At 59.7% G+C, this 23,781-nt stretch carries 21 protein-coding genes and 1 tRNA gene; all 22 read right to left on the bottom strand.

The window, feature by feature from the left end; translation table 11 throughout:
- Nucleotides 1–655: 655 nt before the first annotated feature.
- The 22 genes from ACQZ40_RS07230 to ruvB all read right to left on the bottom strand — a co-directional run bounded on the left by ACQZ40_RS07230 (nt 656) and on the right by ruvB (nt 23,682).
- Nucleotides 656–732, bottom strand: a tRNA-Met gene (locus tag ACQZ40_RS07230).
- A gap of 135 nt (nt 733–867) precedes the next feature.
- On the bottom strand, nt 868–2,064 hold the full coding sequence (mnmA, locus tag ACQZ40_RS07225; RefSeq protein WP_080854270.1) for a tRNA 2-thiouridine(34) synthase MnmA: 1,197 nt from the start codon (nt 2,062–2,064) through the stop codon (nt 868–870).
- Between the two features lie 206 nt (nt 2,065–2,270).
- Nucleotides 2,271–3,461 (bottom strand): OpgC family protein, encoded by a 1,191-nt coding sequence (locus ACQZ40_RS07220; RefSeq protein ID WP_271045258.1) that lies wholly within the window; start codon nt 3,459–3,461, stop codon nt 2,271–2,273.
- Nucleotides 3,462–3,935: 474 nt separating this feature from the next.
- Nucleotides 3,936–5,009 (bottom strand): Tim44 domain-containing protein, encoded by a 1,074-nt coding sequence (locus ACQZ40_RS07215; protein ID WP_149742971.1) that lies wholly within the window; start codon nt 5,007–5,009, stop codon nt 3,936–3,938.
- 224 nt (nt 5,010–5,233) lie between these two features.
- Nucleotides 5,234–6,829, bottom strand: a complete 1,596-nt coding sequence (serA, locus tag ACQZ40_RS07210) for a phosphoglycerate dehydrogenase (protein WP_003523252.1) — start codon at nt 6,827–6,829, stop codon at nt 5,234–5,236.
- A gap of 83 nt (nt 6,830–6,912) precedes the next feature.
- A complete protein-coding gene (locus tag ACQZ40_RS07205; protein WP_271045256.1) occupies nt 6,913–8,091 on the bottom strand; it encodes a phosphoserine transaminase in 1,179 nt (392 codons plus the stop codon).
- 212 nt (nt 8,092–8,303) lie between these two features.
- Complete coding sequence (locus ACQZ40_RS07200; protein WP_080795081.1) at nt 8,304–9,149, bottom strand: outer membrane protein; 846 nt, start codon at nt 9,147–9,149, stop codon at nt 8,304–8,306.
- Nucleotides 9,150–9,335: 186 nt separating this feature from the next.
- Nucleotides 9,336–10,688: a phosphoglucosamine mutase gene (gene glmM / locus ACQZ40_RS07195; protein ID WP_003523248.1), complete on the bottom strand. Its 1,353-nt coding sequence runs from the start codon at nt 10,686–10,688 to the stop codon at nt 9,336–9,338.
- 189 nt (nt 10,689–10,877) lie between these two features.
- Nucleotides 10,878–12,824, bottom strand: coding sequence for an ATP-dependent zinc metalloprotease FtsH (gene ftsH, locus ACQZ40_RS07190; RefSeq protein ID WP_065656475.1), 1,947 nt, complete (start codon nt 12,822–12,824; stop codon nt 10,878–10,880).
- 154 nt (nt 12,825–12,978) lie between these two features.
- Nucleotides 12,979–14,316, bottom strand: coding sequence for a tRNA lysidine(34) synthetase TilS (gene tilS, locus ACQZ40_RS07185; protein WP_448747650.1), 1,338 nt, complete (start codon nt 14,314–14,316; stop codon nt 12,979–12,981).
- 27 nt (nt 14,317–14,343) lie between these two features.
- On the bottom strand, nt 14,344–15,360 hold the full coding sequence (gene ybgF / locus ACQZ40_RS07180; RefSeq protein WP_003523244.1) for a tol-pal system protein YbgF: 1,017 nt from the start codon (nt 15,358–15,360) through the stop codon (nt 14,344–14,346).
- Nucleotides 15,361–15,518: 158 nt separating this feature from the next.
- Nucleotides 15,519–16,052 (bottom strand): peptidoglycan-associated lipoprotein Pal, encoded by a 534-nt coding sequence (pal, locus tag ACQZ40_RS07175; RefSeq protein ID WP_003506243.1) that lies wholly within the window; start codon nt 16,050–16,052, stop codon nt 15,519–15,521.
- Between the two features lie 210 nt (nt 16,053–16,262).
- Nucleotides 16,263–17,570, bottom strand: a complete 1,308-nt coding sequence (gene tolB, locus ACQZ40_RS07170) for a Tol-Pal system beta propeller repeat protein TolB (RefSeq protein WP_003523242.1) — start codon at nt 17,568–17,570, stop codon at nt 16,263–16,265.
- Between the two features lie 20 nt (nt 17,571–17,590).
- The gene (locus ACQZ40_RS07165; RefSeq protein WP_448747649.1) at nt 17,591–18,760 is read right to left on the bottom strand and encodes a hypothetical protein; all 1,170 of its coding nucleotides are present in this window, start codon (nt 18,758–18,760) and stop codon (nt 17,591–17,593) included.
- A 9-nt stretch (nt 18,761–18,769) separates the two neighbouring features.
- Complete coding sequence (gene tolR / locus ACQZ40_RS07160) at nt 18,770–19,228, bottom strand: protein TolR (protein WP_003523240.1); 459 nt, start codon at nt 19,226–19,228, stop codon at nt 18,770–18,772.
- 52 nt (nt 19,229–19,280) lie between these two features.
- Nucleotides 19,281–20,000, bottom strand: a complete 720-nt coding sequence (tolQ, locus tag ACQZ40_RS07155; RefSeq protein ID WP_003523238.1) for a protein TolQ — start codon at nt 19,998–20,000, stop codon at nt 19,281–19,283.
- A gap of 261 nt (nt 20,001–20,261) precedes the next feature.
- Nucleotides 20,262–20,702 carry a tol-pal system-associated acyl-CoA thioesterase gene (gene ybgC, locus ACQZ40_RS07150; RefSeq protein WP_065656478.1) on the bottom strand — a complete coding sequence of 147 codons (441 nt, stop codon included), beginning with the start codon at nt 20,700–20,702 and terminating at the stop codon, nt 20,262–20,264.
- A complete protein-coding gene (locus tag ACQZ40_RS07145; RefSeq protein WP_433822259.1) occupies nt 20,699–21,235 on the bottom strand; it encodes an NUDIX hydrolase in 537 nt (178 codons plus the stop codon). The genes ybgC and ACQZ40_RS07145 overlap by 4 nt, the downstream gene beginning before the upstream one ends.
- Nucleotides 21,232–21,756, bottom strand: coding sequence for an NUDIX hydrolase (locus ACQZ40_RS07140; RefSeq protein ID WP_078052024.1), 525 nt, complete (start codon nt 21,754–21,756; stop codon nt 21,232–21,234). The genes ACQZ40_RS07145 and ACQZ40_RS07140 overlap by 4 nt, the downstream gene beginning before the upstream one ends.
- The gene (locus ACQZ40_RS07135) at nt 21,753–22,334 is read right to left on the bottom strand and encodes a DinB family protein (protein WP_433822260.1); all 582 of its coding nucleotides are present in this window, start codon (nt 22,332–22,334) and stop codon (nt 21,753–21,755) included. Before ACQZ40_RS07135 ends, ACQZ40_RS07140 begins: the two co-directional genes overlap by 4 nt.
- 36 nt (nt 22,335–22,370) lie before the next feature.
- Nucleotides 22,371–22,589, bottom strand: coding sequence for a hypervirulence associated TUDOR domain-containing protein (locus ACQZ40_RS07130; RefSeq protein ID WP_080629651.1), 219 nt, complete (start codon nt 22,587–22,589; stop codon nt 22,371–22,373).
- Nucleotides 22,590–22,641: 52 nt separating this feature from the next.
- Entirely contained in the window at nt 22,642–23,682 is a 1,041-nt protein-coding gene (ruvB, locus tag ACQZ40_RS07125; protein ID WP_448747648.1) for a Holliday junction branch migration DNA helicase RuvB, read from the bottom strand.
- Between the last annotated feature and the right edge of the window lie 99 nt (nt 23,683–23,781).

The raw sequence follows: 23,781 nt of genomic DNA, 5'->3' as shown, positions 1-23,781 counted from the left end.
CCGTTTCAGACCCGAGGCTCCTAACCTCAGTTCCCCTCTGATTGCCCGCGATGAGCGGGCATTTTTTTGCCGATGTCCCTGGAACAGCTTATGTGCGCAGCACGTTCTCCTGCGTTGTTCAACGCGGGGAAGAGCCATGTCCGCACATCCTGGAAGAATTCTCTTGATTGCCGCAGTCGCCACCTTGTCGATACCCGGCATATCGCCTGCCGCCGATATGACGGTTTATCGTGAGGAACGGGTTTCACCGCACAAAGCACATTATCGACCGCAGCGGATCGAAAATACCTATTCCAATTCCGCGGAAATGCGCTGCACCGAAAATATCGTGTCCTATCGCTCCCCTTACGAACGGCACACGGAACAGGTCACGCTCTGCCATCCGCCACTAAACTGGCGAACAGGGCCATCAACCGCAACAATATGGTCGCCTTGATCTTGCCATAATTCATTCAATGTGCTTTTGTGCAGCCGCCCTTGTGGGAGGGGGTAAAGGTTGAGGCCCGCTGGCTGCGTTTTGGCAGTAAGCGGGTTTCCCTTTTTTTGGGCATAAGTTACCGGCAGGCACCATCGGATCCATTGTTTCTCCGGCTCGGAAAATCAATGAAACATGGGCGCATAATCGTTCGGTTTGGATTTTTCGCATGAAGGAAAGTGGTAGCGGGAGAGGGACTTGAACCCCCGACACGCGGATTATGATTCCGCTGCTCTAACCACCTGAGCTACCCCGCCACAGGGGAAACGTGACAGTCATGTGACCGGCCGTTCCATCAGGATGAGCGGCTTATAAGGTGCCGCTCCCCAAAGTGTCAAGCGCAAGATGCGCAAAAAATTCGCTTTCCGCATCGCTGCAAAAAGCGAATGGTTTCAGGCGGCAACCGGCTTTTCCAGAAGCGCCTTCAGCGACGCCTCGGCTTCCGCCGAGCGTTCCGACCGTTCGATGAAACCGCCGCCGTAAACGCGGGCATCGGCCCCCGGTGCGGAATAAAGCACGCAGGCCTGACCGGGAGCGACACCGGCCTCCCCGGTCATCAGGTCCACATAGATACCGTTTTCGTCCGCATGCAGCATCGCTTCCGTCGGCGGGCGGGTGGAGCGCACCTTGGCGAAACAGGCAAAGCCCTGCCCTGCATCGTTCGCCAGCTCGCCGTCACCCAGCCAGTTCATGTCACGCAGATAGACCCGGCGGGTTTCCAGCGCTTCGCGCGGGCCAACGATGACCCGGCGGCCGCGTGCATCGAGATGCACGACATAAAGCGGCTCCCCCGTCGCGACACCAATGCCGCGGCGCTGGCCGATCGTATAATGCACGATACCATCGTGGCGGCCGAGCACGCGCCCGTCGAGATGGACGATATCGCCCGCCAATGCCGCATTCGGCTTCAGCTTGTTGATAATATCGGTATATTTGCCCTGCGGCACGAAACAGATGTCCTGGCTATCGGCCTTCTTGGCAACGACCAGCCCCATATCTTCCGCCAGAGCGCGCGTCTCGGCCTTGGAGAGGCCGCCGAGTGGAAAGCGCAGATAATCGATCTGTTCCTGCGTGGTTGCAAACAGGAACCAGCTCTGGTCACGGTCGCTGTCGATCGGCCGATAAAGCGCACGCCGCCCCGGCTGACCGGAAACGGGATTGGGACGCGAACGAATATAATGGCCGGTCGCCAGCGCATCGGCGCCCAGTTCCTGCGCCGTGGCGAGCAGATCGGCGAATTTTACCGTCTGGTTGCAGGCCACGCAGGGGATCGGCGTTTCACCCATCGCATAGGCTTCGGCAAAGGGGTTGATGACGGTTTCGCGGAACCGCGCTTCGTAATCCAGCACATAATGGGGAATGCCGAGCGTTTCGCAGACCCGGCGCGCATCGTCTATATCCTGCCCCGCGCAACAGGAGCCGGCGCGGTGCACGGCAGCTCCGTGGTCATAAAGCTGGAGGGTAATGCCGAGGACATCATAGCCCTCGCGCTTGAGGATACCGGCCACCACCGAAGAATCGACGCCACCGGACATGGCGACAACGATCCGGGTATCTTCCGGCCTCTTGTCAAAATCGAGCGTATTCACGTTTTTTCCCATCGTCAGTCATAACGGGGGTAAAGGCCCCGCCGCCTGTCGGTCATCCGCCGCGAGAAACCTGGCCGTCAATCGGGCTGTCCTGTCTCGTCATCCTGCGGATTTAAGGGCTGCATATAGAAAGGAATGGCCGCGCACGCAAGTACGGGGCGGAAAACCGCCCCGCAAAGCCGTCAGATTCGGGCTGGGACCGGCCCTCAGGCGCCGGCCGTCTTCTGGCCGCTGCTGCCGAACCACTTGTCGCGCTCCCGCCACAGGGCTGGCAGGGCCAGCAATCCGATAGCCGTGAAGGCGATCAGGGTCTTGTTGAGCTGCGACAATTCCGCTGTGCGGCCATCGAGATAATAGACACCATAGACGATGGCCACGTGCCAGACATAGACCTGAAGCGAATGGCGGCCGAGCAATTGCAGGAACTTCAGCGACAGCACCCAGATGACGCCCTCGGCGATGGAGCGCACGAGCGGACGATGATGCTTCGGACCTGCGATCACCAGCCAGGTCAGGCCGACGCCGACGGCGAGGAAGTTGATGAGATAGACCGGACCGAAATCGGCGCGGATTTCCATGGTGGAGAATTTGCCCATCATGAATTCCGGCATCAGGCCCCAGGCTGTGGCGATGCGTAGCGGCATGAAGAACAGGCAGATGAGGAGCGCCGCTTTCGGCAGCCACGTGTGCTCAGGCGAGAAGATCGCCTTCCACGGAATGCGGTTCTGCGCCGTCATCGCGCCCATCACCAGCGCCGAATAGAATACGAGCTGCCAGCCGAGCAGGTTAAAGCTGACGCGAATGCCCTGCTCGTCCGCACCCTTCACGAGTTCGTTGAGCGGGGTCGTCACGATCTGCTGCAGGCCGAGCTGACCGGCCATCCAGACCAGCAGGGAGCCGGCCATGACATAGGCCCACTTGCCATCAAGGCAGAGCTTCACCAGCACCGGTGCAAAGATCATATAGACGATATATTGCGGCAGAATATCCATGAAGGTCGGCTGGAACAGGAATGTTGCAATCGCCGCCAGTCGCAACGGATCATCGAACGACGTCATGCCGAGCCAGTTGTACCAGATATAGGGTGCATGCGGGATGACCATGCGGAAGAACAGCACGGCGATGACGAGACCCATCGCGTAACGATAAAGCTCCAGCGCCCGGTTCCAGATCATCTGCTTGCCGGCGTCATAGCCGTATTTCATCATCTTGCGCGCATAGACCATGCCGATCAGCAGGCCGGACAGGAACACGAAGCCCTGCGCGTCCTCGACAAAGGCAAACTGCCGGTGATTGATTTCCACCAGCCAGAAACCGCCGGCAAACACCAGATGGTTGATCAGCATGAAGACGAGGAAGTAACCACGCATCCCGTCGATCAGGTCAAAGCGTTTCATCTCGATAGCTCTCCGTTCTCGCAGGGCCTGCATTGCCCAGCCACCCAGCCCGGCTTGGGAGGGGCCGGGGATTGGATTGTCAACGCTGTTTTGCGCCTGAGGTTCCCTTTCCAAAGCGGTTTAGAACCGGCACGAAAAGTCACATTGACGTGTATGCATTCTGGTTAGGATGCAGGGACTGAATGCCGGATGAATAAAAAAAGGCAATTCCGTGGAGCGAATGAGCCATGCGCGGGCAACATGCCGCGACAGGCAGCGCTCAAAGCGTTGCATAGCAGGGCGAAACGGAATTCACCGCCGATGAGCGGTGGAGATATCACCCGTTAGATTTATCAGTCGTTTTTTTGACCGCATCTTTCCGCCCCTTTTGCGGAGCGAGCCTCGGCGTGACCATGCCCTCTGGAAGCGAGACGAACAAAGGCCCGGCGGTCGCCAAACCGCCGGGCCTCTATCTGTTAAACACATTCCGATTCGTCAGGCAGCGGCCTGAATAGCGGCCACCTGCCAGTTGTCGTTTCCGGGGCGACGAACGAAGGTCCACATTTCCACCGCTTCAGAAGGCTGGTGCTCGTCACCTTCGATTACCTTGCCGGAGGTGCGGTCGCGCATCACGTCGATGGCGGAGTAGCGCATCGCCACCGTTGCATAGTCCTGGCCCTCTTCGTGCCATGCTTCGGCAACATCGCCCTGTAGCAGCGTCACATCGCGTACGTCGTTTTTCACGCCGCTCGTGGCGTTGTCGCTCAGTTCTTCTGCGAGGTAAGACATGGCTTCCGGCGTCGTCAGCTTGCGCAAGGTGCCGTAATCCTCGGCGGCATAGGCGGCCTGTACGTCTTCCAGCATTTTCTGGAAAGTTTCGAGATCGCCCTGGGTAATGCCGATTTCATCGCCTTCCGACATGGCATTAGCATGAGGCACAGGCTTTGCCGTTGCGGCAGTGGCGGCCACACCGCCCGCAGCGCCGGCCAGCGCGCCGATCTTCGGAATCTTGAAAGAGGAAGCGGCAGAACCCGCCTGCGAACCGCCATTATAGGAGGAACCGGAATGATCCGTGCGCTGCGACCCACCGGCCGAGCCATAAGCGGGCTGGCCCTGACGGCGCGAGGCGAAGAAACGCATGGCGAGCATAACCAGAAGACCGATCAGCGCCACCTGCAGCAACATGCCGAAGAAACCGGCCATGCCGCCAAAACCGCCACCCAGCAGCATGCCGAACAGACCGCCCATCAGCAGGCCGCCCATCAAACCACCCATCATGCCGCCGAACAGGCCGCGATTCTGCTGCGGCGCCTGCGCGCCCGGACGGGCCGGCTGAGCAGCACTCGGCGCTGCCTGATTGGTGTTGGGCGTCATGCTGCGGTTGATCGGCGCGGTCTGGCCGGGGGCCGTGCTGGTCGAAGGCGGAGCGGAATAGGTCCGCGTGCCGCGGCTGCCGAAACCGCCGCTGGCGCGACGCGCTTCTGCCATATCAACCGCCACGAAAGACACCGCGATACCAAGCGCGGCGACTGCGAACAAACCCTTGAAGCGCCTAAAGGCAGCAAACATCGTTATCTCCTGTTGGCCGCCCTCCCATGAGCGGCATGTCAGCAGGCGATATAGCAACTCATGATCATCATTTTTAGACCACTCGGCTTAAATTTTTTGTGATATGCAACCAATGCGATAGTCGTCCGTGTTTTGCGACGAAACAGACAATGGAAAAACGAAAAACCCGGCACAGGGTTTCCCCTGCGCCGGGCCTTATTGTCCCCTTGGGAGGAACGATAAGATCAGTCGACGTTAAACGTCAGCGGCTTGACCTGGCGGATCGCCGGGTTGGCGCGCAGCTTGTCCAGCACGGCTTCGGAAACCGGGCCGTCGACATAAAGCAGCGCGATGGCGTCGCCGCCTTCCTTTTCACGGCCGAGCTGGAAGTTGGCGATGTTGACGCCAGCCTCGCCGAGCGTGGTGCCCATGAAGCCGATCATGCCGGGAACGTCGGTGTTGGTGATGTAGATCATATGCGACCCAACATCGGCATCCATGTTGATGTTCTTGATCTGGATGAAGCGCGGCTTGCCATCCGAGAACACCGTGCCGGCAACCGAGCGGATCTGATTTTCCGTCTTGACCGTCAGCTTGATGTAGCCGTCGTAAACGCCGGTCTTGTCGCGCTTGACCTCGGAGAGGATGATGCCCTTTTCCTTGATCATGACCGGGGCCGAAACCATGTTCACATCCGCAACCTGGCTGCGGATCAGGCCGGCCAGCAGGGCGCTGGTCAATGCCTTGGTGTTCATGCTGGCGGTTGCACCGTCATAAAGGATTTCGATTTCCTTGGTGGCGCTTTCCTGCACCTGACCGACGAAAGAGCCGAGAACATCCGCCAGACGGATGAACGGCTTCAGGCGGGGTGCTTCCTCAGCCGTGATCGACGGCATGTTGATGGCGTTGGAAACCGCACCCTTGACGAGGTAATCCGACATCTGCTCGGCAACCTGAAGGGCAACGTTTTCCTGCGCTTCCGTGGTCGAAGCACCAAGATGCGGCGTGCAGACGACATTCGGCAGGCCGAAAAGCGGGCTCTCGGTGGCGGGCTCGACTTCGAACACGTCAAAACCGGCGCCGGCGACATGGCCGGACTTGATGGCATCGGCAAGGGCCGCTTCATCCACCAGACCGCCACGGGCGCAGTTGACGATACGCACGCCCTTCTTGGTCTTGGCAAGGTTCTCTGCATTGAGGATGCCGCGCGTCTTGTCGGTCATCGGCACATGCAGGGTGATGAAATCGGCCTGGGCCAGAAGCTCGTCCAGCTCAACCTTGGTGACGCCCATTTCCTGCGCGCGTTCCGGCGACAGGAAGGGGTCATAAGCGAGAACATGCATCTTGAGGCCGAGTGCACGCGAGCAGACGATGGAGCCGATATTGCCGGCGCCGATGACGCCGAGCGTCTTGCCGGTAATTTCGACACCCATGAATTTCGACTTTTCCCACTTGCCGGCCTGCGTGGAGCTGTCAGCGGCCGGAAGCTGGCGCGCAACTGCGAACATCAGCGCAATCGCGTGTTCTGCCGTTGTGATGGAGTTGCCGAAAGGCGTGTTCATGACGATGATACCGCGGCGCGAGGCGGCCGGGATGTCAACATTGTCAACGCCGATGCCGGCGCGGCCGATAACCTTGAGGTTGGTCGCAGCCTCGATCAGCTTTTCGGTTGCCTTGGTGGCGGAGCGGATGGCGAGACCATCGTAGTTGCCGATGATTTCGGCAAGCTTGTCCTTGTCCTTGCCGAGCTTCGGCTGGAAATCGACTTCGACGCCACGATCGCGGAAGATCTGGACGGCGGTTTCCGACAGTTCGTCGGATACGAGTACGCGAGGTGCCATGGTTCACGGGCTCCTTGAAAAGCGGTGCAGTTTTGAAAGCGGGGAATGTGCGGCCCTGCACCAGCGCAGGGCCGGTATAAAAATCAGGCGGCAGCCTTGGAAAGTGCTGCCTTCTGCGTCTGGTAGGCCCAGGCGAGCCAGGGCATGACGGCTTCCATATCCGCCGTCTCGATGGTGGCGCCGGCCCAGATGCGCAGGCCGGACGGGGCGTCACGGTAAGCGCCGATATCGAGGGCGACATTTTCCTTTTCGAGCAGGGCGACGACGCCCTTGGCGAAATCGGCCTGTGCGGCGGCATCCAGCGCCTGTACCTCGGGATCGACGATCTTCATGCAGACGGAGGTGTTGGAGCGGGTTTCCGGCTCGACGGCCAGGTTGGCGATCCAGTCGTTCTTCTCGATGAAGTCGTAAATGACCTTGGCATTGGCATCGGCACGGCCGATCAGCGCCTTGAGGCCGCCGAGATTCTTCGCCCACAGCAGCGCGTCGATGTAATCTTCAACGCAGAGCATGGACGGCGTGTTGATGGTTTCGCCGGTGAAGATGCCTTCGATCAGCTTGCCGCCGGAAACCATGCGGAAGATTTTCGGCAGAGGCCATGCCGGCGCGTAGCTCAAGAGACGCTCGACAGCCCGGGGCGAAAGAATGATGACGCCATGGCCGCCCTCACCGCCCAGAACCTTCTGCCAGGAGAAGGTGACGACGTCGAGTTTCGTAAAATCCATGTCCTGTGCGAAGGCCGCCGAAGTGGCGTCGCAGATGGTCAGACCCTTGCGGTCAGCCGGGATGAAATCGGCATTGGGAACGCGAACGCCGGAGGTGGTGCCGTTCCAGGTGAAAACCACATCGCGGTCGAAATCGACTTCGGCAAGGTTCGGCAGCAGGCCATAATCGGCCTCGAATTTGCGGACGTCCTTCAGCTTCAGCTGCTTGACGACGTCGGTGACCCAGCCTGCGCCGAAGCTTTCCCAGGCGAGCATATCGACGCCGCGTTCGCCGAGCAGCGACCAGAGCGCCATTTCAACGGCACCGGTGTCGGATGCGGGAACGATACCGATACGATAATCAGCAGGAACGTTCAAAACTTCACGGGTGAGATCGATGGCCTGCTTCAGCTTGGCTTTGCCAACCTTGGCGCGATGCGAGCGACCGAGCGGCGCATCGGAGAGAGCATCTAGCGACCAACCGGGACGCTTCGAGCAGGGACCAGAGGAAAAATGCGTATTGCCCGGACGGACGTCCGGCTTCACGATATCTGTCATTTAACTACCCTTTCAGATAGGCGCCTCTCGTTAGGGAGAGGTGTCCTGACGCCGTTGCTATTCCTCTCGCCGATCCCAGTCAAGCGGAATATGTCGCTACGCAGAAGAATTTTGGTCCATATGCGTCATGCCCCGCGTCAGATGCCGGTAAAACAAAACCGCCCGCACCCGGAGGATGCGGACGGTCTGAAACTACCAGCGGGGCGTGACGTTTATTTATAAACGGCAGGCTGCAGAGGAATATCGGCGGGCGGCATGTATTGTGCGGTATCGCAGCCGTTGAAGACATAACGGCCGCCGACGCGCACTTCATGCGAATAAAGGCCCTTGTCACGGCCCGGACCGCCGCCATTCTCATAAGCGAACATATCGCCCTTGTTGATGTGGCGGAAACGATAGCCGATATCGGCCTTCAGATTACACGTGACGTCGATGGATGCGCCGGCCATCAGAGCATAGGCGAAGCGCCATTTGCCCTTGCCGCCATGCTCCGTGGTCGGGTCGCAGTAGCCGGATCCGTCCGTTGCACAGGACGTGTTACGCAGCTTGTCCCATTTCACATAGGATGCGCCGATACCGCCACCCACGTAAGGCGTGACACGGCCATAAGTGCCAAGATCGACATAGGCATTTGCCATCAGCGTGTAAGCCCTCAGCGCACTCAGGTCTGTCGAGACGCAATCAGCACCGTTGCCGCAATAGCCACGAGTAGAGCCACGGAAATCCGACTTGCCCATGTAGTCAAAGGTTAGGTCACTACGGAAATAGTTGTTGAACTGATAACCGACGCCGGCGCCGATGATGTAGCTGTCCTTGATCTTCGCAGTTTCGAAATCCGCGAGATAGCCGCCGGGGCCGCCCTGATAATAGTGAGCACCGCGTAGCTTGTTGAAGGAATAACCGACATCGCCGCGCAGATACCAGCCGCTCGCCTGGGTAACAGTAACCTCGGGTGCATCGACATAGGCCGGTGCAGGCTCAGCTTGATAAAGATCGGCAGCGATAGCGCTTGTACCGGTCAGCAGGACGGCCAGAAATCCGGCCAGGGCGTTTTTCATGACTTCCACTCCAGAAGAGGCACGTGCGGTTTCGGCAGCAGATGCCAGTGAACTGTTCAGTCATGGAGATTGACGTAAAATGGTTAAGTCCCGATTAACCACGATCATTCACTATATTTATTAGGAAATACTCAAAGAAAAAGCCGGCTGCAGAGCCGGCTTTTTGGGCGTTACTGTCTCGAAGGCTCACGCCGCCGAGCGGGCATTGGCGATGACGCCGACGAGATCATTGACGATCTGCTCCACCTTCGCACTGTCGTCGCCTTCCGCCATGACGCGGATCAGCGGCTCCGTACCGGAGGGGCGAATGACGAGGCGGCCATTATTGGCCAATGCGCTTTCCGCATCCGCAATTGCCTGCTGCACAACAGGGTTTTCCAGCGGCTTGCCGCCGGAGATACGGACATTCTTCAAAAGCTGCGGCACCGGCTCGAACTTGCGGCAGACTTCGCTGACCGTGAGGCCGGAGCGCTTGACCTTGGCGAGAACCTGCAAGGCCGCGACAAGACCATCGCCCGTCGTACCGTAGTCCGACAGCACGATATGGCCGGACTGCTCGCCGCCGACGTTGAAATTGTGGTTACGCATGTGTTCGACGACATAACGGTCGCCCACCTTGGTACGGGCGAGGGTGAGGCCCTTGTCGCCCAGGAAGCGTTCCAGCCCGAGATTCGACATGACGGTCGCCACGATACCGCCACCGCGCAGCGTGTTGTCGGCAGCCCAGCTATCGGCGATGACGGCCATCAGCTGGTCGCCATCGACGATCTCACCGCGTTCATCAACGATGATGACGCGGTCCGCATCACCATCCAGCGCGATGCCGATATCGGCCCGTACCTCATGCACCTTTTTTTGCAGCGCTTCCGGGTGAGTGGAGCCGCATTCCAGATTGATATTGATGCCGTTCGGCTCATTGCCGATGGTGACGACTTCCGCGCCGAGTTCCCAGAGCGCAGCGGGCGCCACCTTGTAAGCCGCGCCATTGGCGCAGTCGATGGCGATCCGCAGTCCGCTCAGCGTCACATCACGCGGCAGGGTGCGCTTGACGAATTCGATATAACGATAGATGTCGCCATCCACGCGCTTGGCGCGACCGATCTCGCTCGGCTTGGCAAGCTGCGCATAGATATCCTTATCGAGAAGGTCTTCAATCTCCAGTTCCAGCTCGTCGGAGAGCTTGTAACCATCCGGTCCGAAAAGCTTGATGCCGTTATCGGAGAAGGGATTGTGCGAGGCCGAGATCATCACGCCGATATCGGCGCGCAGCGACCGGGTCAGCATGGCGACGGCGGGCGTCGGAATGGGGCCGAGCAAAAAGACATCGAGGCCGGCGGCGGTGAAGCCGGCGACCAGCGCGTTTTCCAGCATATAACCGGAAAGACGCGTATCCTTGCCGATGACGACACGATGGCGATGATGGCCACGGCGGAAAATCGTCCCGACCGCAATGCCCACACGCATCGCCAGATCAGGCGTCATGGGAAAGACGTTCGATTGTCCGCGGATACCATCGGTTCCGAAATAACGGCGTGCCATTTGAACTCCAAATCTTTTCCAGCATTCCGGCAAAAGCTGAAACAGCCGGAAGCGTTTTTGGCTAGATGCCACAAACCACGATAAACAGCACGTAAATTAGCGCAAAAATGGCTTATATCTTGTTACCAAAATGAAAAGGCCACCCGGAAACCCGGATGGCCTTTTACAATTTTTAGCTTGCGCGAACGATCAATGCGGCTGCGGCTCCATGCCGCCTTCGGCCTCGCCGTCGCCCTTTGCTTCGGTCGGACCATCCTTCTTGGTGCCTGCCTTCGGCACTGCCGAACCACGGCTGCCCGGAGAATCGTCACCCAGATCGCGGGCGGGCTTCTCGCCCTTCAGCAGGGCCTTGATCTCGTCGCCGGTCAGGGTTTCGTATTCAAGCAGACCCTCGGCAATCGCAACGAAACCATCGTGGTTTTCCGTCAGGATGCGGCGGGCCTCGCCGTAAGCCTCGTCGATCAGGCGACGAACTTCCGTGTCGATAGTCTGGGCCGTCGCCTCGGAGACGTTCTTCGACTGCGAGACGGAATGGCCGAGGAAGACTTCCTGCTGGTTTTCACCATAGGACACCTGGCCAAGAGCATCGGAGAAGCCCCATTGCGTGACCATGGCGCGGGCAAGCTTGGTGGCCTGCTCGATATCCGAAGACGCGCCGGAGGTGATGTTTTCCTTGCCGAAGGTCAGCTCTTCGGCAACGCGGCCACCCATCATGATGACGAGGCGCGATACCATCCACTTGTAGCTCATGGAGTAGCGGTCGCCTTCCGGCAGCTGCATGACCATGCCGAGAGCGCGGCCGCGCGGGATGATCGTCGCCTTATGCAACGGATCGGCCACGGCAACCTTCAGTGCGGTGATGGCATGTCCGGCTTCGTGATAGGCGGTCAGCTTCTTTTCGGCCTCGGTCATGGCGGAAGAGCGGCGCTCCGCACCCATCATGATCTTGTCCTTGGCGTCTTCGAATTCCTGCATGGTGACCACGCGCTTGTTGCGGCGGGCAGCCATGAGGGCAGCTTCGTTGACGAGGTTCATCAGGTCCGCACCCGAAAAACCGGGGGTACCACGAGCCAGAACCTTAAGGTCGACATTCGGCGCCAGAGGCACGTTGCGGATATGCACCTTGAGGATGCGCTCGCGGCCGACAATATCCGGGTTTGGCACGACGACCTGACGGTCGAAACGACCGGGACGCAGAAGTGCGGGGTCAAGAACATCAGGACGGTTGGTGGCGGCGATGAGGATAATGCCTTCATTCGCCTCGAAACCGTCCATTTCGACCAGCAGCTGGTTCAGCGTCTGCTCGCGTTCGTCGTTACCGCCGCCTAGACCGGCGCCACGATGGCGGCCGACGGCGTCGATTTCATCGATGAAGATGATGCAGGGCGCATTCTTCTTGGCCTGCTCGAACATGTCACGCACACGGCTTGCGCCGACGCCGACGAACATTTCCACGAAATCCGAACCGGAAATGGTGAAGAACGGCACATTGGCTTCGCCGGCGACGGAACGCGCCAGAAGGGTTTTACCCGTGCCGGGCGGGCCAACGAGCAGCACGCCGCGCGGGATTTTACCGCCGAGACGCTGGAACTTCTGCGGATCGCGCAGGAATTCGACGATTTCCTCGAGGTCCTGCTTGGCTTCGTCCACGCCTGCAACGTCATCGAACGTCACGCGGCCATGGGCTTCCGTCAAAAGCTTGGCCTTGGACTTGCCGAAGCCCATCGCACCACGCGAGCCGCCCTGCATCTGCCGCATGAAAAACAGCCAGACGCCGAGAATGAGGAACATCGGCAGAAGCGTGCCGAGATAGCTCAGGAAACCGGAGGAACCGTCGCTTTCGGGACGCGCCACGATGGTCACGTTCTTGCTCTGCAAGCGCTCCATCAGACTGTCATCGATGACGGGGGAATAGGTCTGAAAGGCCGTGCCGTTTTCGGTATAGGTTCCGAGAACCCGGTTACCGGTGACGGTCACGTCGCGAACTCGCCCGGAATCCACATCGCGAAGAAACTGGGAATACGGAATTTCCCGCGAACCCGTTTGCGTCGGCGACGTCTGGAACATGCTGAACAATGCGATCAGCAAGAGGGCAATCACGGCCCACAAGGCGAAATTTCTGAAATTTGGGTTCATCGAACTCCCCGAACTCACACGGACAAATTTGCTGCCCGCTATAATGTGCCCCTAACATAAGGACGACATCTCCCGTTGCCAAGGCGAACGGCGTTATCTGATGCGTTTTGGTGTAAAAACTATTCCAAGGCAATTCACGAAAAAGAGGCCGGATTTAAACCGGGGGCTGTGGATAAGCCGGGCGGCCGAATAAATTGGCGATTGCATTCGCCAACTCAAGGTCGAAACGCGACAGGAACAGATCGAAAGGTGCGAGCCTGGGCGTGACGGTGACGGCCTCCGCCCGCGAACCCAGCTCATCGGCCGCTGCGGCAATTTGCGGCAGCCCCGCCATCGCCTGTTTCGCCACCCCGGCCGGTACCGACGGAAAAAGCGAAGCCGCTTCCGCAGCATCGCTCGCCCTGCGCGCTTTGACGTGGACTGGAAAAGCCGATCCATTCTTCACGAGGAAACGATTGTCCCATAGCCCTTGGTCATGTGCGCCAATATCAAGCTCCGGCAGGTTTCGCTGCTCGCGGAACATATAAAGCCCGTCCCGCCGGCGATCGAGCAGGACGCGACCGACCGTCAGTCGCCCGTTTTCAGCCGCTTTAAGAAACTCCAGAACGCGCGCCATGCTGCTTGCGGCCGGAAAATATGCCCTTCCCCCAAGGGTTGCGATCAGCGCCGCCAACCCATGCCGGAACTCGGGAAGATCGGGATTGACGCCATCGCCGGCCAATCTGGCGAGCGCAGCATGGAAAACCTGTGTATGCCCCCGCAGAAAAGCAGCCGTTGTTTCGGAAAGCGCCTGCCTTTTGAGAGAGGTTTCCGCATTGATCCGGACAGGAGAGACGGGAAGCGCCTGCCGTACACGCACCCTTTCATATCGGGTATTTTCATTGCTCGGATCGTCAAACCAACCGCGCGAGCGGGAGGACACATAGCCACGGATCGCCTGCCTCTCACACATCAGGAACGGCCGCATGATCCAGTGGCGGCCATCGTATAAGACCGCATCCGCCATGCCGGAGAGACCGAGATTGTCAGAGCCGCCGCTGCGGGCAGCGCGCATCGCCACGGTTTCGCGCTGGTCGCCGACCGTATGTCCCGTCACGACAAGATCGGCGCCCGTCTCGCGGGCGACCTCGGCAATCAGGCGGTAGCGGGCAAGCCGGGAGGCTTCGGAAAGGCCCGAGGCCGGTTTGATGCCGTCCCATCGGCGGGTAACGTGGGGGATGCCTAGCTCGGCGCAGAGCATCGCCACCTTGCGCGCCTCATCGGCGGATTCCGCTCTCAGCGCATGGTCTATGGTGACAGCGGAAAGGCGCAAGCCATCCCGATCCGTCTCCGCCATTGCCTCATGCAAGGCCAGCAACAGACCGGTGGAATCACTGCCTCCGGAGATTGCGACGAGCATATGGGCTGGTGTGTGGAGATTTTTGACAAAAGACCTCGCCGCCGCGAGCGGCGCAACAGTCTTTTCGTTCAGAATGCGGGCATCAACCGGCATGGAAATACCCGCGATCGCAGGGAAAAATCAGCAGCTCAGCCGTTTCTGTTCGCTGGCAACCTTGCTCAGCACAGTCTTGGAAGCATTGGGATAACGCTTCGGCACCTCGCGCAGCGTGGCGCAGGCGGTTTCGGTATTGTCGAGAGCGGCAAGCGACATGCCGAGCTTCATCAGCATTTCCGGCGCCTTCGGCGATTTGCCATAGGCCTGATGGCCGTTCAGGAAGGTCTTTGCGGCCTCATTGAACTTGCCCTGGGAATATTGCGCCTCGCCCAGCCAGAAGCTCGCATCCGCGGCCTTCGTGCCCTTCGGATAACCCTGCAGATATTGCTGGAACCCCTGTTCCGCCAGCTTGTAGTCGCCGGAAAGAACATGGCCGTAAGCGGCCTGATAAATATCGCCTTCGCTGGTAAGCGCCGCCGTATTCACCGGATCCGTCTTGCGCTGGCTATTGCCCGTGCTGACGCCCGGAAGGCTGGCGGAGGAATTATTAGCGCCCTGATTCAACGTGCCGCCAACCGGCATTCCCTTGGAATCAAGCTCGATGGAGCCGAGCGTCGTCTCTCCCGGTGCGCCTGTCGGAGCGGTGGAGGGAGCAGACGGAGAAACGGAAGCGCCACCCTCGGGTGGCGTTTCGATGATCGTTGCAACGTCGTCGGTCGGCGGTGAGGCCGGATTGACCGGACTGGCTTCCGCCTTCTTTTTCGGCGCAGCGGTCGGGCTTGCACCCTTGCCGCCGGCATTGCCGCTCTCCAGTTCCTGGAAGCGGAACTCATTGTCTTCCTGCGCCTTGCGGATCGTTTCCTGCATCTGCAGAAGCTGGAAGCTCATTTCCTCGATACGGCCGTTGAGCTGCCGGATCTGTTCTTCAAGCTGCTGAACCCTATAGGCTTCATTGGCCTGAACCCGGACGACCGGGGGCTGCTGAGAGTTGATCGTGCCGAAGCTACCCCCCGCACCGAACAGCGGACCCGAAACGGCGATGCCGCTCAAGCCGGTGCAGGCTGCAAGCCCCAGCATTCCCGCCACGACAAGTTTCTTCATCTCATTCGTCCTGCCTTAACTGATTTGCACCGGAATGGCGCAAGCCGGATTTTTTCCATATCAACCGAAAAAGCAACTTAACTTCGGCCAAACTATGAAAAAAACAAAAGGCGGCCCAAAGACCGCCTTTCATTCAAGATCACAATAACGTCAGGCAATCACATGCCCGCGCCACCGAGAACCGTCACGGCGCGGCGGTTCTGCGACCAGCAGGAGATGTCGTCGCAAACGGCGACCGGCTTTTCCTTGCCGTAGGAGATCGTCTTCATGCGGTTGGCCGGAACACCCTGGGAAGCCAGGAAGTCGCGGGTTGCAGCCGCACGACGGGCGCCGAGCGCCAGGTTGTATTCGCGCGTGCCGCGTTCGTCGGCATGGCCTTCAACGGTGATGGCGTAGTTCGGGTAACGGGCGAGCCACTGAGCCTGGCGCTGCAGGGTCTGCTGGGCGTCAGCGCGGATAGAGGTCGAGTCGGTGTCGAAGAAGATGCGGTCGCCGACATTGACCGTGAAGTCCTGCTGGGAGCCCGGCGTTGCGGAGCCCGCGCCACCAAGGCCAAGTTCACCGGCGCTGTTCGGCATGTTCTTCTTGTTCGCGCAACCTGCGAGGGCGAGCGCGAGCGTCATGGCGATGACAGCCGGGTTACGGGCCAGTTTCTGCATGGGGCTGAGTGCCGAAATGTGTGTACGGCTCATCGCCGGTCTCTCCTTAGGATTTCAATAACGTTGCCGGACACTAACTGATCGCGGTTAATAGCCGGCAAACGCTTATGGTTAACAGAAAGGAAATGTCCCATTTTTTTGCTCCCTCACAACACTTTGCGGCAAGAAAGAGGCGCACTTCCCCATGGTATCAAGTAAAACATGACGGCGCCGGTTCATGCCGGCGCCGTCATGGCAGTCATATCAGTCCAGAAGCGGCGACCATGCCGGATCCGAAGCGAAAGTCGGCGTCTTGATGAGCTGCTCGTTGTAGCCCGTCAAGTCGATCGAATAGAGCTGCGGACCGCCCGCACCGGCGTTCTGACGGAAGAACATCAGCACGCGGCCGTTCGGCGCCCAGGTCGGGCCTTCATTGTGGAAACCGCTGGTCAGGATGCGCTCGCCCGAACCGTCGGTCTTCATCACGCCAATCGAGAACTTGCCGCCCGACTGCTTGGTGAAGGCGATCAGATCGCCGCGCGGCGACCAGACCGGCGTGGAATAGGAACCATCGCCGAAGGAAACGCGCTGCTGGCCGGAACCATCGGCATTCATGACGTAAATCTGCTGGCGGCCGCCGCGGTCGCTTTCGAAGGCGACGCGCTGACCGTCGGGTGAATAGGACGGCGCCGTATCGATCGCCGACGTGTTCGTCAGCCGCGTCGTGGTGCGAGAGCGCAGGTCCATGGTGTAGATATTGGCGTTGCCATCCTGCTGCAGGCTCATGATGACCTTCTGGCCATCCGGAGAGAAGCGCGGCGAGAAGGTCATGCCGGGGAAATTGCCGACAACTTCGCGCTGTCCGGTTTCCAGCTGCAGCAGGTAGACGCGCGGCTGCTGGCCTTCGAAGGACATGTAGGTCACTTCCTGACGGTTCGGCGAGAAACGCGGCGTCAGGACGATGTCGTTCGAGTTGGTGAGGTTACGGACGTTGAAGCCATCCTGGTCCATGATCGACAGCTGGCGCTTGCGGGCCGTCTTCGGGCCGCTTTCAGAGACGAAAACGACGCGGGTGTCGAAGTAGCCCTTTTCACCGGTGATCCGCTCATAGATGGCGTCGGCGATGATGTGGGCGACGCGGCGCCAGTTTTCCGGCTGGGTAAAGAACTGCTGGCCAGTCATCTGCTGGTTGGCGAACGTATCCCACAGACGGAATTCGGCGCGCAGGCGGCCATCGCTTTCACGCGTGACACGGCCGGTCACGAGCGCCTGGGCGTTGATGACCTTCCAGTCCTCGAAACGCGGCTGCTGATCCGGATTGCTGATCTTTTCGATGAAGGCGTTCTTGTTGACCGGCGCAAAAAGGCCGGAACGCTGCAGGTCGGCGGCAATGACCGCGGAAACCTGCGCGCCGATGCCGTCGCTCGACATGAAGTCGGTGATGGCGATGGGCAGCGGCTCGACATTGCCCTTGTTGATGTTGATTTCCACCCGCGCAAAAGCCGGTGCGGAGAAAACCGACATGAGGGCCGCGACAGCGAGCACCAGCCGGATCGGCGAAAATATCTTCATGTTGCCAGGCCTTTCAGCATTCATAGCAATTCACTGGGATCGAAGTTCACGACAACTTCGTTCCATGCGTCATATTTGTCGGCAGGAAGGTTGGTGAACGGAGCAGAACGCATGATGGCGCGATAGGCTCCGCCGGAAAGAGCACGACGTGTTCCTTCGGAACCGCCGGTCGCCTCGATCTCGGGCCGACCGATGATGGTTCCATCACGGTCGAGCTTCATGGTGACCCGGACGCGAACGTCCGAGGCATCCGCCATGCCGGGAATGATCTGCCAGTTCTTCTGGATCGCGCCACGCAGCGCATCCATTTCCGTCTGGCTGAGCGTCGAACCGCCCGTCGTCTTTTTGCCGCCAAGCGAGGCCTGCTGGGTGGAGCGCTTGGCGCCGCCACCCGAAGGCGCCTGCTTGTTCAAAAGCGCGGCGATATCGTCGGCGTTAAAATCGCTTTCCTTCGAGGAAGCCGATTTCGCAGTCTCCTGCTTCTTCTCGCCGGGCTTCTTGTCGGAAGGCTTGTCGGTGGACTTCGCCTGATCGGGCTTGGTCTCGGCCGGTTTTTCCGCGGGCTTCTGCTCGGCAGGCTTGGTTTCGGCCTGCTTCGGCTCTTCCGGCTTCGGCGGCTCGGGACGGGAGTTTGGACGCGGCACGTTCTGCGGTACGGGAATTTCGGCCGGTTCCTGCTGCGCTGGCGGCGGCTCTTTGGCCTTCGTTTCCTGCGGCGGCGGCTCCGTCTTCGGCTGCGGCGCGATCTCGGGCTTGGTCTGCGGCAAGGCGGCCATTTCCTGCGGCTTCGGAGCCGAGGTTTCTTCCTTGACGATTTCCTTCACCTCGTTCGCCTTGGTGTCGACGACGGGTTGCGGCTTTTCCTGCTTTGGCGGAGCGGCGGCGCTGATATTGTCGTTCGGCTTGGTGGTCGGGGTCGGCGGCGCGTCAAGATCGACCGTGTTGTTGCCGACGTTCTGGGCGTTCTCGACGATATCCGGACGCGTCGTCGGAACGGGGGCCGACTTTTCCGCTTTCGGCGCGTTCTTGTCGCCCTGCTGGATCTGGCTCAGCTCCTCGATGGGCACCAGTTCCACCGGCAGAGCCTCGGCCTGCGACACGTCAAGCGGCTCCGGCGAGCCCAGGGAAACGAGGGCGAAAGCCAGAAGCGACGCATGCACGATCGCGGATGTGGTAAGGCTGCCCTTCATCGTTTTACGTCAATTGTCCTGTTTCTGCTGGGTCACAAGGCCGATATTCTTGAAGCCCGCCGCCTGGATGCGCGCCATCACATCGGCGACGACGCCGTATGCGGCAACGGAATCCGCGCGCACGAAGATGCGTTCGTTATAACCTGTCGTGGCGATTGCCTGCAGCTTGTCGGCCACTTCTGCCGCCTGAATTTCCGTTTCCTGCAAATGGATCTGGCCATTGGCGTTGACGGAAATGGTGATCGGCTGCGTGTCCGAGTTCAGCGCATTGGCGGATGTCTGCGGCAGATCGATCGGCACGCCGACCGTCATCATCGGCGCTGCCACCATGAAGATGATGAGCAGCACGAGCATGACGTCGACCAGCGGCGTCACGTTGATCTCGCTGATCGCGCCGCCCCTGCGTCGTCCGCCGCGCCCCCGGCGTCCACCGGAACCGCCGCCGCTGCCACCTGCTGACATACCCATATCATTTACTCCATTTTGCCTTGCGGCAAATTACTGCACAGCATGCGGCCGCTTACTGGGCGGCCTGCCGCGTCTGAAGTTTTTCATCGATCTGGCGCGACAGGATCGCGGAGAACTCATCGGCGAAACCTTCCATGCGGGCGGAAAGCTTGTGCGCGTCGGCCGTGAACTTGTTGTAGGCGATAACGGCGGGAATAGCCGCGACAAGACCGATGGCCGTTGCCAGAAGCGCTTCGGCGATACCCGGCGCCACGACCGCAAGGTTGGTGGACTTCGAACCGGCAATCGCCTGGAACGAGGTCATGATACCCACAACCGTACCGAAGAGACCGATGAAGGGACCGGCCGAACCGATGGTGGCGAGCGAACCGAGGCGCGCCTCGTATTGTTCGCTTTCACGCGCCATGGTCACGTCCATCGCCCGGTCGATGCGCATCTGCAGACCGATGGGCGAGCGTGCGCCGCGCTCGAAGGATTTCTTCCATTCGCGCATGGCGGAAACGAAAATCGCCGCAAGACCGCCGTTCTGGCGTTCCGCCAGCGTGCGATAAAGCTCTTCGAGCGACTGGCCCGACCAGAAGACCTGTTCGAACTGGTCGAACTGGCGTCTTGCCTTGCCGAAGCTCACATATTTGTCAAAGACGATCGCCCACGTCCAGACCGAGGCGGCGATAAGTCCGATCATCACGAGCTTCACGATGAGGCCCGCCTGCATAAACAGTGCCCAGAGACTTACATCGTGCGTCGCCGCTGCCAAACCTGCCTGTTCCATAAATATCCAATCCCCGAATCCAAACGCCCGGTACGGGACCGGGCGATTCAAACGCGTGTTAACGCTCGAAGTCCTGCGGCAACAGCCGCCAACCCCTTAGCCATACCCCGATACTTGCCAGTAAGCCTTACTTGCCAATAAATTTGGTGAAAGGAAGGCGTGCGCCGCACAAATGCCAGTTGCTAAAGTAAGACACCATTATGGTTAAAGGAGTGTTACAACCGGGCCACGCCAGATGGATTTACTGGATGGAACCGCCAATTACTTCAGGAATTTTTCCGCCACTGTCTCCGGAAGACGCCTTGGGCGACCATTGGCGTTGATGACGGCGATGATGACCTTGGCGGCGACCAGCAGTGTTTCGCCGCGCCGGATTTCCTGATTGAGCACCATTTTCGCGCCGCCGGCCTTCTCGGTGATAGTCGTGATCGTCAAGACGTCATCCATCCGCGCCGGGCTTTTGAAATCGATCTCCATGCGATGCACGACGAAGACCAGACCTTCTTCGTCAGCGGTCAGAAGCGCGCTTTGCTCGCAGCCGAGGCAGCGCAGGTAATCGGTGCGGCCACGTTCGAGAAAATGCAGGTAGCGGGCGTGATAAACGAGGCCGGAGAAATCCGTGTCCTCGTAATAGACACGCTGCGTCAGGCGGTGGCCATGTTCGATAAGCTCACCCGAAAGCGAAACCACAAGCTCGCTCATATTATCTCCTTGGGAATTTCAACTGCATCGCGGCGTCCTTCGCGGACAATAAGATGCTCATGCCGTTGCGGCAGCGCTTCGATACGCTCCGCGATGAAACGGGGCCTCAGATCGCTCTTCAGAAGTGCTGAAGGCTGCGCGGGCAGCCAGCGGAACTCCACCTCGACACCATCCAGCACCCGATGCACGATATCGCTTTCATGGAACGGCAGGGGCTGGCGAAGCGAAACGAGATAATAAAATCCGAGCTCATGCGCCGCAAAATCGTCATAGGCGAAAAAATTCTCGGCCGACCAGAGAAGACGTTCGACCGAACAATCCCGGTCAAGCTCTTCGCCGATCTCGCGGATGATGGTTTCCTGCGAGCTTTCGCCGATTTCGGCACGGCCGCCGGGCAAGGCCCAGTAAGTGTCCTTCGTGCCGCGCTGGACGAGAACATGGCCGTTCTGAAAGATCAGCGCCGCCACGCGCATGCTGAAAAGCTGCGGCTTCCGGTCCAGCCGGATCATGTGGCGTTCAGGGACAGAGGTCATTTATCGTCCAGATCGCCGTCATGCCAGACGAGGTGTCTCGTGGCCTTCGGCAGGTGCTCTATTTCGTCGGCGATGAAATAGGGCGGAATATCAAGCTCGGTCAATGCCTGACGGGTTGCGGCGACCCAGCGGAACTCCAGCTCGTTATCGCCGTCCTGAACGCGGTGAATGATATCGGTCGGATGAAAGGCCAGCGTCTCCGGCAGGTCCATCAGGTAATAAAACCCGAGTTCGTGCCAGTCCTTGCCCTCATAGTGGAAGAAATTTTCGACCGCCCAGAGAAGCCGCCCGATCTTGGCCTCGACGCCAAGCTCTTCCACCATTTCGCGCGCCAGCGTTTCTTCGGAGCGTTCGCCCATTTCGGCGCGGCCGCCCGGAAAGGTCCAGAATTTTTCATGCGACGCCCGGTGCACCAGCACGTGGCCATCGCGAAACGCCAGTCCCGCGACCCGCATCTGAAAAATGCGCTTCGGCTTGAACTTGATGCGGATGCGGGTGTCCTGCTTGGTATCGTGTGTCATGGCGCTGACCTGCGGGCTGGAAACATCAAATCGGTTTCCGTCCACCCTAGCGCATCCATCTCATCTTTTCTCACCTTTGCGTCATCTCCCACAATGAATTCATCCAGTTGCGGCGGCTTGAGCGCGGTGCCGGACAACATGGCATGCGCCTGCCCGCGATGATGCGTCTGGTGCTGGAAGAGATGCGACAGGATATCGTCGCAGCGATCATGCTGGATACGCGCACCGCGGTGAATATTGACGTTAGCGGCAAGGCCGTCTTCATCGAGGCTGTCGACAAATGCGATCAGCACCTCGTCCAACTCCGTCTGGGCAACATGCAAATCCGCCATGGTGGCGAAAGGCTCTTCTTCAGCAAAGGCCGCAAGGCCGAGCGTGCCGCCTTGCAGGGCATCGATATAAAAACGGTCAACGGTGTAGATGTGGTTCAGCGTCGCGCGCAGCGTCGGAAAGAAACTCACACGGGAGGCGACGAACGCTTCCTGAGAAAGCTGAAGACAGGCCTGATGCAGCCGAAAATTGGCCAGCCGGTTGTTGCGCGCGAGTTTGCGGAAGACCCGCAGCGGATCGTAAGACATCAAGGCTCCTCCATTGCCGCCGAAGGGCGGCGTCGTTCAATCGACGCGCTCAAGCTCCGATCTGCTTTTCAGAACCCTGGCGCCGTCTTCCTGCTCGATCAGATAGGCAGGCTCCTGCCTGCTCGCCTTCCGCTTTATTCTGGAGCCGGCGATGGTGCGTTCGACATCATCCGTGAAAGTCTCGACAATTTTACCTTCACCGGTGCCACTGCCCCAGTTCCACCGGACCTTCGTGCCCTTGCGATACACCGACATGATCATCTCCGTGCCAAAGACGATCAAATGCCGGCACGCCGGGCTTGTTCCCTCAATCCTCCTCCAGGGTCAGCCGGAACTGCGCCGCCTCAAGATCCTTGGGTGGCTGCATGCCCAGATGTTTCCAGGCCGTGCCGGTCAGAATGCGGCCGCGCGGCGTGCGCTGGATGAAGCCCTGCTGGATCATATAGGGTTCGATAATATCCTCGATCGCGTCGCGCGGCTCCGAAAGGCCGGCGGCGATGGTTTCGATGCCAACCGGGCCTCCGCCGAAATTGACGGCGATCATGGTCAGATACCGCATGTCGAGCTGGTCGAGACCCATTTTGTCGACCAGAAGCCGGGTCAAAGCCTCATCGGCGATCTCACGCGTGACCGCTTCCGCCCGCGCCACCTCGGCGAAATCGCGCACGCGGCGCAGTAGCCGTCCGGCGATACGCGGCGTGCCGCGGGCACGCCTTGCCACCTCGCGTGCACCCTCATCGGTCATGTTCAGGCCCATCAGCCGCGCGCCGCGTCGGACGATCAATTCCAGTTCGTCGACGGTGTAAAAAGCCAATCGGACGGGAATGCCGAAACGGTCGCGCAGCGGCGTTGTCAAAAGCCCAAGACGGGTCGTCGCGGCGACAAGGGTAAATTTGGAAAGATCGATCTTCACCGAACGTGCCGCCGGTCCTTCGCCGATGATGAGGTCGAGCTGGAAATCCTCCATTGCCGGGTAGAGAATTTCTTCCACCGCCGGGTTGAGACGGTGGATTTCATCGATGAAGAGTACGTCGCGCTCCTCGAGATTGGTCAGAAGCGCGGCGAGATCGCCCGCCTTGGCGATGACGGGGCCGGAGGTGGATTTGAAGTTGACGCCAAGTTCCTTGGCCATGATCTGCGCCAGCGTGGTCTTGCCGAGACCGGGCGGGCCGACGAACAACACGTGATCCAGCGCTTCGCCACGGTTCTTGGCCGCCTCGATAAATACCTTGAGATTGGCGCGGGCCTCCGCCTGGCCGGTAAAATCGTCCAGCGACTGCGGGCGCAGGGTGGTGTCGATGTCCTCACCGCGCTTGTCCGCCGAAATCAGTCTGTCCGTACCGCTCATTCAAGGCATTCCATTGTTTTAAACGAATTCATGAGGTGGTCTTCGCCGCTATATCATGACTGTCACGCCAAGGCGCTTCACGAAATTCAACATCGCGCC

Source organism: Agrobacterium sp. 16-172Ci (assembly GCF_053522725.1).
Note: the sequence above shows the minus strand (reverse complement) of the source record. Positions and strands in the feature narration are given on the sequence as shown.

Excerpts from the sequence above, each read along its gene's own strand:
- ACQZ40_RS07140 (WP_078052024.1), bottom strand. The coding sequence starts at position 21,756 with ATGACACACGATACCAAGCAGGACACCCGCATCCGCATCAAGTTCAAG.
- ACQZ40_RS07135 (WP_433822260.1), bottom strand. The coding sequence starts at position 22,334 with ATGTCTTACGATCCGCTGCGGGTCTTCCGCAAACTCGCGCGCAACAAC.
- ACQZ40_RS07130 (WP_080629651.1), bottom strand. The coding sequence starts at position 22,589 with ATGTCGGTGTATCGCAAGGGCACGAAGGTCCGGTGGAACTGGGGCAGT.
- tolB (WP_003523242.1), bottom strand. The coding sequence starts at position 17,570 with ATGAAGATATTTTCGCCGATCCGGCTGGTGCTCGCTGTCGCGGCCCTC.
- ybgC (WP_065656478.1), bottom strand. The coding sequence starts at position 20,702 with ATGAGCGAGCTTGTGGTTTCGCTTTCGGGTGAGCTTATCGAACATGGC.
- ACQZ40_RS07200 (WP_080795081.1), bottom strand. The coding sequence starts at position 9,149 with ATGAAAAACGCCCTGGCCGGATTTCTGGCCGTCCTGCTGACCGGTACA.
- ACQZ40_RS07215 (WP_149742971.1), bottom strand. The coding sequence starts at position 5,009 with ATGTTTGCTGCCTTTAGGCGCTTCAAGGGTTTGTTCGCAGTCGCCGCG.
- ACQZ40_RS07145 (WP_433822259.1), bottom strand. The coding sequence starts at position 21,235 with ATGACCTCTGTCCCTGAACGCCACATGATCCGGCTGGACCGGAAGCCG.
- ACQZ40_RS07220 (WP_271045258.1), bottom strand. The coding sequence starts at position 3,461 with ATGAAACGCTTTGACCTGATCGACGGGATGCGTGGTTACTTCCTCGTC.
- ACQZ40_RS07165 (WP_448747649.1), bottom strand. The coding sequence starts at position 18,760 with ATGAAGGGCAGCCTTACCACATCCGCGATCGTGCATGCGTCGCTTCTG.
- ACQZ40_RS07205 (WP_271045256.1), bottom strand. The coding sequence starts at position 8,091 with ATGACAGATATCGTGAAGCCGGACGTCCGTCCGGGCAATACGCATTTT.
- ybgF (WP_003523244.1), bottom strand. The coding sequence starts at position 15,360 with ATGAAGAAACTTGTCGTGGCGGGAATGCTGGGGCTTGCAGCCTGCACC.
- tolR (WP_003523240.1), bottom strand. The coding sequence starts at position 19,228 with ATGGGTATGTCAGCAGGTGGCAGCGGCGGCGGTTCCGGTGGACGCCGG.
- ftsH (WP_065656475.1), bottom strand. The coding sequence starts at position 12,824 with ATGAACCCAAATTTCAGAAATTTCGCCTTGTGGGCCGTGATTGCCCTC.
- pal (WP_003506243.1), bottom strand. The coding sequence starts at position 16,052 with ATGAGCCGTACACACATTTCGGCACTCAGCCCCATGCAGAAACTGGCC.
- glmM (WP_003523248.1), bottom strand. The coding sequence starts at position 10,688 with ATGGCACGCCGTTATTTCGGAACCGATGGTATCCGCGGACAATCGAAC.
- serA (WP_003523252.1), bottom strand. The coding sequence starts at position 6,829 with ATGGCACCTCGCGTACTCGTATCCGACGAACTGTCGGAAACCGCCGTC.
- ruvB (WP_448747648.1), bottom strand. The coding sequence starts at position 23,682 with ATGAGCGGTACGGACAGACTGATTTCGGCGGACAAGCGCGGTGAGGAC.
- tolQ (WP_003523238.1), bottom strand. The coding sequence starts at position 20,000 with ATGGAACAGGCAGGTTTGGCAGCGGCGACGCACGATGTAAGTCTCTGG.
- tilS (WP_448747650.1), bottom strand. The coding sequence starts at position 14,316 with ATGCCGGTTGATGCCCGCATTCTGAACGAAAAGACTGTTGCGCCGCTC.